12 protein-coding genes are annotated in these 13,645 nt (G+C 61.3%); 5 read left to right on the top strand and 7 right to left on the bottom strand.

The features are described from left to right. Window positions 1-9 precede the first annotated feature (9 nt). The 5 genes from NKJ28_RS29010 (at window position 10) to fghA (ending at window position 6,328) form a co-directional block, all read left to right on the top strand. Entirely contained in the window at window positions 10-1,047 is a 1,038-nt protein-coding gene (locus NKJ28_RS29010; protein WP_352638007.1) for a GNAT family N-acetyltransferase, read from the top strand. Window positions 1,048-1,058: 11 nt separating this feature from the next. Continuing rightward, window positions 1,059-2,237, top strand: coding sequence for an alanine racemase (locus NKJ28_RS29005; RefSeq protein WP_352638005.1), 1,179 nt, complete (start codon window positions 1,059-1,061; stop codon window positions 2,235-2,237). Window positions 2,238-2,293: 56 nt separating this feature from the next. Then, window positions 2,294-3,568, top strand: coding sequence for an NAD(P)/FAD-dependent oxidoreductase (locus NKJ28_RS29000; RefSeq protein WP_352638003.1), 1,275 nt, complete (start codon window positions 2,294-2,296; stop codon window positions 3,566-3,568). Beyond that, complete coding sequence (locus NKJ28_RS28995) at window positions 3,565-5,019, top strand: aldehyde dehydrogenase family protein (RefSeq protein WP_352638002.1); 1,455 nt, start codon at window positions 3,565-3,567, stop codon at window positions 5,017-5,019. The genes NKJ28_RS29000 and NKJ28_RS28995 overlap by 4 nt, the downstream gene beginning before the upstream one ends. Before the next feature lie 457 nt (window positions 5,020-5,476). Then, a complete protein-coding gene (gene fghA / locus NKJ28_RS28990; protein ID WP_352450659.1) occupies window positions 5,477-6,328 on the top strand; it encodes an S-formylglutathione hydrolase in 852 nt (283 codons plus the stop codon). Window positions 6,329-6,349: 21 nt separating this feature from the next. Here the strand turns inward: fghA and pqqE are convergent, their stop codons facing one another. From pqqE to NKJ28_RS28955, 7 genes are all read right to left on the bottom strand, one after another. Then, window positions 6,350-7,471, bottom strand: coding sequence for a pyrroloquinoline quinone biosynthesis protein PqqE (pqqE, locus tag NKJ28_RS28985; RefSeq protein ID WP_352620316.1), 1,122 nt, complete (start codon window positions 7,469-7,471; stop codon window positions 6,350-6,352). Beyond that, window positions 7,468-7,764 (bottom strand): pyrroloquinoline quinone biosynthesis peptide chaperone PqqD, encoded by a 297-nt coding sequence (pqqD, locus tag NKJ28_RS28980; RefSeq protein WP_352638000.1) that lies wholly within the window; start codon window positions 7,762-7,764, stop codon window positions 7,468-7,470. Before pqqD ends, pqqE begins: the two co-directional genes overlap by 4 nt. Further along, window positions 7,761-8,519: a pyrroloquinoline-quinone synthase PqqC gene (gene pqqC / locus NKJ28_RS28975; RefSeq protein WP_352637999.1), complete on the bottom strand. Its 759-nt coding sequence runs from the start codon at window positions 8,517-8,519 to the stop codon at window positions 7,761-7,763. Before pqqC ends, pqqD begins: the two co-directional genes overlap by 4 nt. Further along, entirely contained in the window at window positions 8,516-9,454 is a 939-nt protein-coding gene (gene pqqB / locus NKJ28_RS28970; RefSeq protein ID WP_352637997.1) for a pyrroloquinoline quinone biosynthesis protein PqqB, read from the bottom strand. Before pqqB ends, pqqC begins: the two co-directional genes overlap by 4 nt. Window positions 9,455-9,917: 463 nt before the next feature. Next, window positions 9,918-10,781: a substrate-binding domain-containing protein gene (locus NKJ28_RS28965; protein ID WP_352637995.1), complete on the bottom strand. Its 864-nt coding sequence runs from the start codon at window positions 10,779-10,781 to the stop codon at window positions 9,918-9,920. 1 nt (window position 10,782) lies between these two features. After that, window positions 10,783-11,307 carry a c-type cytochrome, methanol metabolism-related gene (locus tag NKJ28_RS28960; RefSeq protein ID WP_352622911.1) on the bottom strand — a complete coding sequence of 175 codons (525 nt, stop codon included), beginning with the start codon at window positions 11,305-11,307 and terminating at the stop codon, window positions 10,783-10,785. A gap of 154 nt (window positions 11,308-11,461) precedes the next feature. After that, window positions 11,462-13,363, bottom strand: coding sequence for a methanol/ethanol family PQQ-dependent dehydrogenase (locus tag NKJ28_RS28955; RefSeq protein WP_352455603.1), 1,902 nt, complete (start codon window positions 13,361-13,363; stop codon window positions 11,462-11,464). Window positions 13,364-13,645: the final 282 nt, after the last annotated feature.

Here is a 13,645-nt window from a genome sequence, read left to right as displayed (position 1 = left end):
CGATTCAAGGTGCCAGGTATTCCTCGCCCGATCTGCACGATTTGGCATGCCGAGGAACTGCATAAAACGAATAATACCGCTGATTTGAAGGGGCAAAACAGCAGCGAAATCTGTCCGCCGGGCGCGACTCTAAGATCCGACTTCAATCCGACTCTGGATCAACTGACAGCGTTGCACCTTATGGCCTTTGAGCATGACAGAGATATCGTCAGCGCCCCGATCGAGCTGATGAAATTGGAAACCCGCCATTTGCCGGGCGCACTGAAGCTGTCGCAGGAGATGGCCTGGCCCTACCGTCAGGAGGATTGGGAATTTGCCCTGATGGTCGGCAATGGCCTGGTCCTTGAGCGGGCAGGACAGGTGATTGGCACGGCCATGTCCTGGAATTACGGACAGTCCTATGCCTCGGTCGGGATGATCATAGTTACTGGCTCCGCGCAAGGCGGTGGCAACGGCGCCCGGCTCTTTGATGGATTGCTTGAGGCGACACACGGTCGCAACCTGCTGCTCAACTCAACCGAAGAGGGGCTGGCGCTCTACAAGCGACGCGGCTTCACTGCATGGAGCACGGTGCTTCAGCACCAGGGCTCGCTGGCTGTCGCCGTGACGCGGAGTACCCGCGACGACATCCGTCAAGCGACAGCCTCTGACCTCGCGGCAATCCAGGCCTTCGACGAACGGGCCACGGGCATGCCCCGGCTGCCGATGGTGGCTGCGCTCGCCGATGTGGGCAACGCATTGGTCATTGAGCGCAGGGGACGGATTGCAGGCTACGCTGTCGCGAGGAGGTTTGGCCGCGGCTATGTCGTCGGCCCTTGTGCAGCCGAGAGCGACCACGACGCGCGGCTTCTGATCCTGGCCCAGCTTTCGAAGCTTCACAATCAATTCGTTCGCATCGACGTCTATGCCGAGGATGGATTGGGCGACTGGCTTGCGAGCCTTGGCCTGCAGCGGTCCGGCAGTGCGACCGCCATGGTCAAAGGACAACGACCCGTCGCCGAGGGGCCAGCCCATATGTATGCGTTGGCAAACCAGTCGTTCACTTAGGAAACGAGACTATGAATAAGCTGGCGGCAAGCTTGGCGGTGAGCGAGACGGCTAGGACGATCGACGCCTTGGTCACCCCGACGCTGCTTCTAGACCGTGGCCGGCTCGAGCACAACATCAAGGGTCTGGCTGAGCGCGCCAGGAAGCTTGGCGTGGTGCTGCGCCCGCATATGAAGACGGCCAAGAGCATCGATGTCGCCCGATGCGCGTTCCATCGCGAACGCGGTCCGATCACGGTCTCGACCATCGCCGAGGCGGAGTATTTCGCGGGCCATGGCTTTCGAGACATGACCTACGCGGTCGGCATTTCGCCGGCCTCGGCCACGCGGGCCATGGAGCTTTGTCGCCGCACCGGCGCTGATGTGAAGCTGTTGCTCGATTCGGTCGGGCAGGCCGATGCCCTGGCCAGCGTCCGCGAAAACACCGGTATGACCCCATCTGTTTTCATCGAACTGGACTGCGATGACCATCGCGGTGGTTTGAGGCCGGACGACCCGAAGTTGCTTGACGTGGCCGGCAGTGTCGTCGCGGCCAGTGCCAAACTCGTCGGCGTTCTCGCCCATGCAGGCGAATCCTATGGCTTGAACACGCCCGATGCGCTGGTCAAGGCAGGCGAGAACGAGCGTTCAGCCACGGTGCGCGCGGCTGAAATCCTGCGCGCCCATGGCCATGCCTGCCCGATCGTCAGCGTCGGCTCGACGCCGACAGCGCATTTCGCCAGCAATCTTGAGGGGGTCACGGAGCTGCGCGCCGGGGTCTACATGTTCTTCGACCTGGTCCAGCACGGCGTTGGGGTGTGCGAACTCGACGACATCGCGATTTCCGTATTGGCCACGGTGATCGGGTCCAAGCCGGAAAAGGGATGGGTGCTGGTTGACGCTGGATGGATGGCGCTTTCGCGGGACCGGGGAACCGCAAACCAGCAGATCGACCAGGGTTACGGCGTAGTCTGCGACGAAAAGGGGCGGGTGCTTGAAGATGTGATCGTGGCCCAGGCCAGCCAGGAACATGGTATTCTCGCCATTCGTGCCGGCTCTGGAAAGTCCATGCCCGAGTTGCCGCTCGGGACTCGGGTCCGCATTCTGCCCAACCATGCGTGTGCGATGGCCGCCCAGCATGATTTCTACAGCGTCGTCAACGGGGACAGCCCCAAGATTGAAGCGCGTTGGGAGCGGATGCGCGGCTGGTAGGCGCGCGACTACGCTCGGATGTCGCCCCACTCAAATCAACACTGGTGGTCAAGAAAATGAAGTTTACCTCTTACTGGCTGGATACGTCTCAGCCGTTCAATGAAGGGTCGTCCAAACCGCTCGAAGGCCACTACGACGTGGCGATTGTGGGCGGCGGCTTGACCGGCTCCTCCGCCGCGCTGGCCCTTGCCAAAAAGGGCGCCCGGGTTGCCCTGTTGGAGGCCGAAACGATCGGCAATGCCGCGTCCGGCCGCAATGGCGGCATGTGCAACAACGGCTTTGCCCAGAACTATGCAATCATGGCTGGCAAGCACGGCAAGCCGGCCGCAAATGCGCTCTACAAGGCTTTTGACGCCGGCGTCGATATGGTCGAGCGGCTGGTGCAGGAAGAGAAGATCGACTGCAGCTTCTCCCGCGTCGGCAAGCTCAAGCTTGCCGCCAAGCCCGAGCACTACGCCATGCTGGCGCGCAGCCAGGAACTACTGGCTGCCAATGTCGATCCCGACACCAGGATGATCGCGCGCGAGGACCTGCGAACCGAAGTCGGCACCAACCGCTACCATGGCGGGCTGCTCTTTCCCAAGAGCGCGGGCATGCATGTCGGCCGGTTCGTCCGGGGCCTCGCGACCGCCGCTGCCCGGCGTGGCGCAGAGGTCCATGAACGCTCGCCCGTCATGGCGATGCGCAAGGTTTCAGGCGGGCATGAGGTAACGACGCCAAAGGGCAAGATCGTCGCGCGGCAGGTCCTGTTGGCAAGCGGCATTTCCCAGGTTGGCCCGCTCGGCTGGATCCGCCGGCGCATGATCCCGGTCGGCGCATTTCTGATCGTGACCGAGCCGCTGTCGCCCGACCACCTTAGGCGTCTCATGCCGACTGGGCGCATGGTCGTCGACACGCGCAATCTCGTTGTCTACTGGCGGCTCACGCCGGACAATCGCCTTCTGTTCGGCGGGAGGGCGCGCTTTGCCGTGTCCAACCCTCAATCCGACGAAAAAAGCGGCCGGATACTCAAGGCGGCGATGGTCGAGGTCTTTCCGGAACTGGCCGGCACCCGCATCGACTACTGCTGGGGCGGCATGGTCGATATGACCCGCGATCGCCTGCCGCGCGCCGGAGAGCGCGATGGCATCTATTACTCGGTGGGCTATAGCGGACACGGGACCCAGATGTCGACGTTGATGGGCACCATCATGGCCGACGTCATGGACGGGCGCCCCGAGCTCAATCCCTGGAAGGATTTCGACTGGCCAGCGATCCCCGGTTATTTCGGGCGCCCCTGGTTCCTGCCGATTCTCGGCGCCTATTACCGCATGAAGGACCTTGTAGGGTGATGACGCCCCTCGAACACCTGGCCCGCAACGGCCACCTGGACAAGTTCTTCTTCGACGGTCAATGGGTTGAGCCGAGCGGCACCGCGACGGGCGTCGTCGTCAATCCCGCCACAGAAGAGGTTGTGAGCCAGTTTCCGCTTGGAAATGGCGAGGACGTTGACGCGGCCGTTGCAGCGGCTCGCAGGGCATTCGCCTCCTGGAGTCGGACCACGCCAGAAGACCGCGCGGGTCTGCTCGATCGCCTGCAAGCGCTGCTCGAGGCGCGCGGCGAACTGCTGGCTCAATGCCTGAGCCTCGAAATGGGCGCGGCGATCGGCTATGCGCGCAGCGCCCAGGTGCCGCTGGCGATCACGCATGTTAAGGTCGCTCGCGATGTGCTGACAGACTTTCGCTTCGTCAAACAACGGGGGCAAACCGCCGTCACCCACGAACCGATCGGTGTCTGTGCCTTGATCACTCCGTGGAACTGGCCACTTTACCAGATCACCGCCAAGGTTTCGCCGGCGCTCGCTGCAGGCTGCACGGTCGTGCTGAAGCCGAGTGAGCTTTCTCCCTTGGACGCCCTGCTGTTCGCCGAGGCAATCGAGGAAGCCGGCTTCCCTGCCGGGGTTTTCAACCTCCTGCAAGGTGATGGTCCAGGCGTGGGTATGGGTCTCGCCTCCCATCCGGATGTCGACATGATCTCCATTACCGGGTCCACCCGCGCGGGCATTGCGGTGGCCCAGGCGGCAGCGACGACGGTCAAGCGTGTCGCGCAGGAGCTGGGCGGCAAGTCGCCGAACGTGATCCTGCCGGACGCAGATCTCGATCGCGCCGTTTCTCTGGGCGTAGCCGCCGCCTTCCGCAATCTCGGCCAGTCATGCAGCGCCCCGACGCGCATGATCGTGCCACGCTCGCTGCTCTCCGAGATCGAGGCAATCGCCAAAAGGGCCGCAGCCCAGATCGTCATTGGCGATCCGCTTTGCGAAGCCACAACTCATGGTGCAATCGCAAACCGTGCCCAATTCGACCGCATCCAAACCATGATCGGCGTCGGCATTTCTGAGGGCGCCAGGCTTCTCACCGGCGGACCGGGCCGTGCGCACGATCTGAACGTCGGGTTCTATGTGAGGCCGACCATCTTTTCCGACGTGCGCACGACCATGCGCATTGCCCAGGAAGAGGTCTTCGGGCCAGTTCTCTGCATCATCCCCTACGACACAATCGAGGAGGCCGTCACCATCGCCAACGACACGGTCTACGGTCTGGGGGCCCATGTGCAGGGCCAGGATGTGGACGCCGTCAGGGACGTGGCCTCGCGGATCCGCTCCGGTCAGGTGCATCTCAACTACCCGGCCTGGGATCCGCACGCCCCGTTTGGCGGTTTCAAGCAGTCCGGAAACGGACGCGAATATGGGATCGAGGGCATGTTGGAGTATCTCGAGGTAAAATCCATACTCGGCTATTTCTAGGCCCTGGGCCTGTCCGTGGCTTTCGACGGTCGGGAATAGCCGTCGGCTCACAAGTTCTTGCTCGGTACCCTGGCGCGCTTGCTGCGAGCCCACGCGATGACGCGTGCGTGCTCGTCCGCCATAGCCGCGTCGAAGCGGCTGTCGCCACTGAAAGCCAGGGCAAGTGCATTTGCGCAGAGTTCGGCGTCCCGGAAGCATCGCCGATGCCTGCGCAGTGAGTGCGTCCTTGTTATAGCCAGCATCGCCAACAATCGCCCAGCCTGGCCCGTATGGCTTGCTGGGCAACGCTGCGCCAGCGAGTGGCCTCTCGCGCCTTGCTGCGCCAAGACGGTCGGCGAAGGCAGGCCATCCCGGCTCCGATCAAGAGCGCCGCGCGCCAGCCGGCCCACCAAGGTTGCCGCGATCACCCTTGATGTCGTAGAGCCTACGGTCGGCGGCAATTGGTGGAGAAGAATATATGCCAGAGCACCCGAAACTCGTCTCGACTGCCAAGTCGCATGGCGGCGCCCAGCATGTTTACTCTCATCTTTCGACGAGCTGCTCGTGCGAAATGACGTTTGCCATTTTCGTGCCTCCGCAGGCACGGGAAAGCCGTTGCCCCGTGGTGTGGTACCTCTCCGGGCTCAGCTGCACCCATGCGAATGTAATGGAAAAAGGCGAATACAGACGTATTGCCGCCGAACTTGGCTTGATCGTTGTCTGTCCCGACACCAGCCCGCGTGGTGCCGACATTCCGGATGAAAAGGACAATTGGCAGTTCGGCAGCGGCGCCGGTTTCTACCTCGACGCGACGCAAGAGCCGTATGCCAAGAACTATCGCATGTATTCCTATATCGTCGAGGAGCTGCCAGCCGTCATCGGGCGCGAATTTCCCGCCGATATGGCGCGCCAGTCGATCTTCGGCCATTCGATGGGCGGGCATGGCGCGCTGACGATCGCACTGAACAATCCCGCGCGTTTCAGAAGTTGCTCGGCCTTTGCGCCGATCGTGCAGCCAAGCACAGCCGGCTGGTCGAAGCCGGCTTTCGAAAAATATCTCGGCCTGGATGAGGCCTCGTGGCGGCGCTACGATGCCACTTCGCTCATCGAGGACGGACACCGTTTCCCGGAATTCCTGGTCGATCAGGGAACGTCAGACGGTTTCCTCCAGGAGGGCCTCAGGCCTTGGCTGCTCGAAGACGCCTGCTCCAAGGCAGGCATTCCGTTGAAATTGCGGATGCAGGACGAATACGATCACTCCTATTTTTTCATTTCGACATTCATGCATGACCATATGACGTGGCATGCCGAACGGCTTTCACGAGGGTAGGCCGTAGGAATAGGTCGGCAATCAGGCGGGCTCGGTGACGACGCCGATGCGCCGGTAGACGAATGGTTCGTCCTTCGAAGGAACCGTCGCAGCGCGCTGGGCCTCGTCGATCAGCATTGCCATGCGCGCATGGATCGGCGATTTCGCGCAAGCCGGGTCCGTCGCGGCGGCATCGCCGGCGATTGCCATCGCCTGGCAGCGACAGCCGCCCCAGTCGATCTCGCGCCGCTCACAGTTGCGGCAGGGCTCCTGCATCCAGTCCGTGCCTCGAAAGGCATTAAATGCCGGGGAATCGGTCCAGATCGCGGCCAGGCTGCGTGATCCAAAACGCTCGAAGCCGAGCGACGGTATGGTCTGGGCGGCATGGCATGGCAGTACGGTGCCGTCTGGCGTCACCATGAAGGCGTCGCGCGCCCAGCCGCCCATGCACGGCTTGGGATAGATGGCGAAATAATCCGGCGTGACGAAATCGATGTTCATGATGCCGGTGAGCCGTTCGCGCGCCGCCGCGACGATCTCCGCCTGGCGGTCGACGGCAGCACGCTCGGGCATCAGTTGATCGCGATTGGTCAGCGCCCAGCCGGCGTACTGCACGTTGGCGATCTCGAGACGCTCCGCACCCAGCGAAAGGGCCAGATCGATGAATTCCGGTACCTCCTCGATGTTGTGGCGATGGATCGGCGCGTTGATGGTAAGCGGCAAGCCGGCCGCGCGAGTGCGGCGTGCCGTTTCCAGCTTCTTTTCGTGGCTGCCCCTGTGATTGCCGATGCGCTCGGTGGTCGCCGGCCGTGCACCTTGAAAGCTCAGTTGCAGATGGTCGAGCCCGGCTTCGGCAAATGCCTCGATGCGGCCATCCGCAATGCCGACACCGGCGGTGATCAGGTTGGTGTAGACGCCGCGCGCCGAAAGCCCGGCGATCAATTGCTCGAGATCGCGACGCAGCGTCGGTTCACCGCCGGACAGATGGACCTGGAGAACGCCAAGATCGGCGGCCTGCGAGAATAGGTCGAGCCAGCTCTGCGTGTCGAGTTCGCGATTAGCCTTCAGCAATTCGAGCGGATTGGAGCAATAGGGGCATTGCAGCGGGCAGCGATGCGTCAGTTCCGCCAGCATGCCGATCGGGGGGAGAGGGGGCTCGCTCATATCTTGACCAGCAGCTTGTCCGACCATTCCTGCAGGAAGGCGACGACATCGGCTGCCACAGCCTCCTGTTCGGCATCATAATCTGCGGCAAGGCCAGCAATGATGTGGCCGACCGTGGACCGCCCATCGCAGCGGCGCAATATGTCGAGGCTGATGTCGTTTGGCCAGAACACCTTTTCGGGCGACAGCACGGCTAACGCCTGGCGCACGGGGTCATACTGTATGCGCACGTGCTTCGGCAGCGATGGAACCGACTGCAGCGACACCATGGCTCTTTCGCGCAGTGCCATCATTGGGCTGCCTCCGGACGGAAGGCGCCGGGCGGGATATTGCCCCGCTCGCCATAGGCGTGTTGAAGCGCGTCGAGCATGGCCCAGAGTATATCGCATTTGAACACCAGTGCATCGATCACCTGCTGCTGACGTTCCGCCGTGTCGGCATGTTCGAGCACATAGGCGAGCGCGAAGTCGGCGTCGCGCGAGGCCTGTTCGGGCCGTCGGGTGAAATAGGCCAGCGTGTCCCCGGTGATATAATCGTATCTGGCCAGCATCGCGGGTACCCGCTCGCCGATGATGAGCGGCGAGAACATCTCGGTCAGCGACGACGCGACCGCCTCCAGCAGGGTCCGGTTCGTGCAAAAGGAGAGGTAAGCGCCAACCGCAAAACGTGTCGCCGGCAGGGCCAGCCTCTCGCTCTTCACCGCGTCCGCATCGAGACCGAGCGAGGTCGCCAGGTGCAACCAGCGCGCAATACCGCCGCTCCAGCCGTCCTCGCCGTCATGATCCTCGATGCGTTTGCGCCAGGCGGCGCGAAACGCTGGATCCTCGGCATGCGCGAGGATCATGGCGTCCTTGCGCGGAATGACAGCCTGATAGCAATAGCGGTTCAGCGCCCAGGCCTGCATCTCCGTCCTCGACAGCGCACCGCTGGTCATCCTGTGATGGAAAGGATGGCGGTTGTGATAGCGCTCGGCACCGACCTGCCGCAGCACGGCTTCGAGCTCGCTTGAGGACAGGCCGTTGCTGGCTGCGTCGTGGAAATCACTCAAAGGTCCATCTCCATCCCGTCGCGGGCCACTTCCCAACCAGCCGCTTTGACTGCTGCCTGCTCGGCAGAATTCTCGTCCAGAACAGGATTGGTGTTGTTGATGTGGACGAAGACACGGCGGCCGATCCTCACATCGGCCAAGCTGGCGATCGACCCTGCGTCTCCCGACATTGCCAGATGCCCCATGCGCGCACCGGTCTTTTGGCCGACGCCGGCAGCAATCATCTCGTCGTCGGTGAAGACCGTGCCGTCGAACAGAAGGCATGCGGCATCGGCTAGACGCGTGCGCAGGGTCGCATCGATGCGGGCGCAGCCGGGAATGTAGAAGATAGAGCCGCGACTGCCGGCACCGGCGATACGGACGCCGATCGTGTCGCCGGCATCGGAGCTGAAATTGGCATCCGGCTGGCCTCTTTCTTCGAGATAGAGGGCTATCTTCCCGGGCACGGGAAAGCTCTCGACAACCACCCCGGTGTCGTGGCCGTCTGCGTCGCAGATCGACAGTTCTTGCGCCGGCGGCAAGATGCGTCGCGGCACGAGCGCCGGATCGAGGACATTGAAAATCGAATTCGCCTTCAGCGTCGCCAGAACCTGTGTCGTTGCATAGATAGCGAAAGGCTGCCGCTCACGCAGGCTGAGCAGGCCGGCCACATGATCGACATCGGCATTGGTCAGCACCACCGCGCGAATGGGCGTCGAGCGCAGCGGCGCATCGTGCGCGGGCTGCAATTCAGGCGTTGCCGCGATCTGCTGGCGAATGTCGGGTGACGCGTTGAACAGAACCCAGCCGAGCCCATCCGCCGACGCGGCGACACTTGATTGGGTTCGTGAATGCACGCCAGCCATCCCAGTGCGAGCCGCACGGCTCAGACGATAATTGCAGTTCCATTGCGGAAAGCCACCGCCGGCTGCCGATCCGATGATTCTCAAGCGCATGAAAAAGCCCGCCCCGCGGCTTCTCTGACCAGCAGCCAATTTGCAGCCGCGAAAAACGTCCCGCTCGCTTCGCGTGCCTCAAAATCTTTCACGAAAATCCCATGCGGCAAGGGGATGCGTGCCCCTGTTGCCAGGGACACGCACCTCTGCGGCCTACTTCTTGGGAGTAATTTCAGCAGGCAGATACCGCGAAATTTCAAAGCCCGCAGCAACCTGACACATGGTCGGTTTTGTCCAGCTCTTCTTCATAACATTTCTCCTCTTCTACCAGCCCGAAGGGGCCGATCCGGTGGTTAGCCAACCATTGCAGGGCACCGAAGCAATGGCTCGTCCATCACGTTCTCAAATGGACAAATGAAACACAAGGTTTTGAAAGGCCGAAAAACAAAACTATCGAAAGTAGCTGTAGTCTTCTCTTCAATTGTTCATCGCGTAGGTTTTTCCTCCTCCTGACCCATCCCAACTATTGCGTGATCGGATTGTCGTGCTCGTCGATCAGCGGCACATTGTAACCCAGCAGGAGCTTGGTGATCTCCGGCTGGTTTTCCCTGATCACCCGGTTGAGCGTCCGTTTCCATTCCTGGTCGGACGGACGTACGCCCATGGTGATGCGGTAGGACATGCGCGAGCCGGTTTTTTCCTTCAACAGCGGAACAATGGTGACATCGGCTCCGAGTTCCCTGGCATAGTAACCTGCCATCGGCCCCCACAGGACCGCCGCGTCGATCTTGCCGGCGAGCATGTCCTTGATCATGACCTCCCCCATGGACGGAGTGATGCGCGTATCCACCGCGAGTGGATAGATCTTGGCGGTCCGCAGAAGCTTGTTGGCCGCCATGTTGGCGGTTGGCGGCGTGCTTTCGACGACGCCGATTCTCTTGCCGGAAAGTATCGGGTCTTCGATCGTCTCGATGCCGTCCATGCCGTTGCCTTTGGGGTATACGAGCACATAGGCGGAGCGATAGTAGGCGTTGGTGTTCTGCACCAGTTCATCGCCTTGGGCGTAGCCCATGATGATGTCGCATCGGTTGGCCCCCAGCGTGTTTCGCACAAAGCCGGTGACAGTGGGAAACCACGTGTAAGCGACTGATTTCCGCCCCGTCTTCTTGGCAACCAGTTCAGCCAGCTTGTTTTCGAAGCCTTGGCCGTTCTTGTCGGTAAAGGGCATATTCGAGGGATCGGCGCAGACTCGCAGAATGTCGGGATCGACCAGTTCGCCCGCAGCGCCAAGCCCGGCATTTTGCGCCAGAACGTTCGACGGCAGCAAGGCGAGCGCGCCGAGGATCAGCAGAACGACGCGCAGCTTCGATGTGGTGCAGCCGATCATATCATCCACCCATGCAGGATGCTTCGGCATCCTTGGCTGCCTGAGCCTTGTTTTCGTGCTTGGGCGGCCTGCCGCGGGGTGCCGCGCCATCGGCGCGCGCGCGCAGATAGACGTAGAGATCGTCCAGGTAACAATAGACGTTCTTGTTGTCGCCAAAGGCAGGCATGACGTTTTCCTTGCCGCCGCCGACATTCTTGCGGCCCTCGGCGACGATCGACAGGAACGTGGCGTAATCCATGGTTTTCAGACTATTGACCAGGGCAGGCGCATAGCTCGAACCTGTTGCGTCCTGTCCGTGACAGACATGGCAATCGGAGTGATACCGGCGGTACCCGCTGAACGTGTACCAATCGACGGTTCCGTTTTCGATCTTGTAGGTCGGATTTCCGTCCGCATCTAGATATTTGCCTCCTTCTTGCTTCACCGCCTTGGCTTTTTCCATGCTGTCTTCGGCCCGTGCCAGACTTGAGCTGGCCAGAGGCAGCAGGACCAGGGCGAGAGCGGAAACTGCAATGCGAACGATCATTCAGACTCTTCCTTCATTCGCCAGGGACACTGGCTGCCGTCGTGCAGCGGCATTGATCGGTGTTTGGGTGCGCGCGTAATCGAGAGCCCAGTTCCCGGCTTCGGGTGACCCGGGCTCTCGTTTTCGAACCTAGTCGTAAGGCTCTTCCCGGTTATCAGTCCGGGAGGCCGAAGACGGTGAGCTGACCACCCAGCGTCGTATAGTCGGCAAGTGCCGCGTAACCGCCGACGGCACCCAGACCAGCGGTTCCAACGACCGCGGTCTCGTCGCCCTGCGCACGGCCCTGATCGACGGCGCCATGCCAGGCAGCGGCGTTATCGGGCGAAAGCAGGCCACCTGCCAGACCGATACCGGCCCATCCACCGACGCCGGACAGAACGGCGACGTACTGCTTGCCGTCATGCTCATAGGTCGTGATGTTGCCGATGATGCCGGACGGGGTCTTGAACTTGTAAAGTTCCTTGCCGTCCTTATCGACCGCCTTGATGTAGCCTTCGAGGGTACCGTAAAAGACGACGTCGCCATCTGTCGCCAATGCGCCCGACCAAACCGAGAACTGCTCGGGCTTCGACCAGACGATCTCACCCTTGGCTGCATCCCAGGCAATGAAGTTGCCCATGTTGCCGTCACCGCCGGGCGCCGCATACATCGACACGGTGGCGCCCACATAGGGCTGACCGGCGGTGTAGCTCACTTTGTAAGGCTCATAGTCCATGCAGACATGGTTGGTCGGCACGTAGAACAACCCGGTCTTCGGCGAGTAGGCGGCCGGCTGCTGGTCCTTGGTTCCAAGCGCGGCCGGGCAGATACCGGTCGAGTTGGTGTCTTCGCCGTTCTGCTGGGTCGAATACTTGGCGACGACCTGCGGGCGGCCATACTGGTCGCTCTTGGGATCCATGTTGACTTCCGTCGCCCAGTTCACTGCCGGATCGTATTTTTTGGCGACGAGAAGTTCGCCGGTGGCGCGATCCATTGTGTAGGCAAAGCCGTTGCGGTCGAAATGCACCAGCACGTCGTGCTTGGCGCCGTTGACTTCCATGCCATCGACGAGAATCATCTCGTTGATGCCGTCATAGTCCCACTCATCATGCGGGGTCATCTGGTAGAGCCATTTGGCAACACCGGTATCCGCATCGCGAGCCATGATTGTCATGGACCAGCGATTATCGCCTGGGCGCTGGACCGGATTCCACGTCGAGGGATTGCCAGTGCCGTAATAAACCAGGTTCAGCTTGGGATCATAGGAATACCATCCCCATGTCGTGCCGCCGCCCGTCTTCCACTGTTCGCCTTCCCAGGTGTTCGTGCCGGAATCCTTTCCGACAGGCTTGCCGAGATGAGTCGTCTTCTCGGGATCGAGAAGGGTGTCTGCATCAGGACCTTCCGAATAGGCTTTCCAGGCGAGCTTGCCGTCTTTCAGATTGTAGGCGGCCAGCCAGCCGCGAACACCGAATTCAGCACCGGAGACGCCCACGAGCACCTTGTCCTTGATGACTACGGGTGCCGACGTGCCGGATTCGCCTTTTCCGCCGTCGGTCTGGTCGCCGTTCTTGACAGACCAGACGACCTTGCCGGTCTTGGCATCGAGCGCGACGACGGTGGTGTCGGCCTGGTTGAGAATGATCTTGCCGTCGCCATAGGCGACACCGCGATTGACCGTGTCGCAGCACATGATCGGAATGACGTTCGAGTCCTGCTTGGGCTCGTATTTCCACAGGATCTTGCCGTCATTCTTGAGGTCGAGAGCAAAGACGTTGTTTGGGAAAGGCGTATGGACATACATCACGTCGCCGATGATCAGCGGCCCGCCTTCGTGACCACGCAGCACGCCGGTGGAAAAGCTCCATTTGACCTGCAGGTTCTTCACATTGTCCGCAGTGATCTGGTTGAGTTTGGAATAGCGGGTGTTGGCGTAGTCACCCGTCTGCATCGCCCAGTTCTTCGCATCCGATGCGAGCTTTGCAAGGTCTTCATTGGCCGAAGCCGTATAGGCAGCGCCGAGCGATAAAAACGCCGCGGTCGTCAGTATGTAGGTAGTTTTCGCAAGTACACGCATCCAAAATCCTCCCGGGTTCACAGTGAAGAATCGACCGTCAAGCCCCACAGGGGCCTGCCCAAGCAATTCATGTTGGGAAGTTATTTTCCGGCAGCTGTCACGACCTACCCCGAAGCAGAGGGCACCGTTACCGCCCGCCCCCCTTGGTCTTCGAAAGACTGCCGCCGCTCCCTGATGACGGTGGCGCTCTTGAAGCCGGAAACAGGGAAAAGCTATGTCATCGTAAAAGACCAGGCAAGCAAAAACCTACAATGCGTCGTTGCGCTGCAATATCGATTATGG

The organism is Mesorhizobium sp. M0145 (assembly GCF_040322355.1).
Classification (GTDB): Bacteria; Pseudomonadota; Alphaproteobacteria; order Rhizobiales; family Rhizobiaceae; genus Mesorhizobium.
Note: the sequence above shows the minus strand (reverse complement) of the source record. Positions and strands in the feature narration are given on the sequence as shown.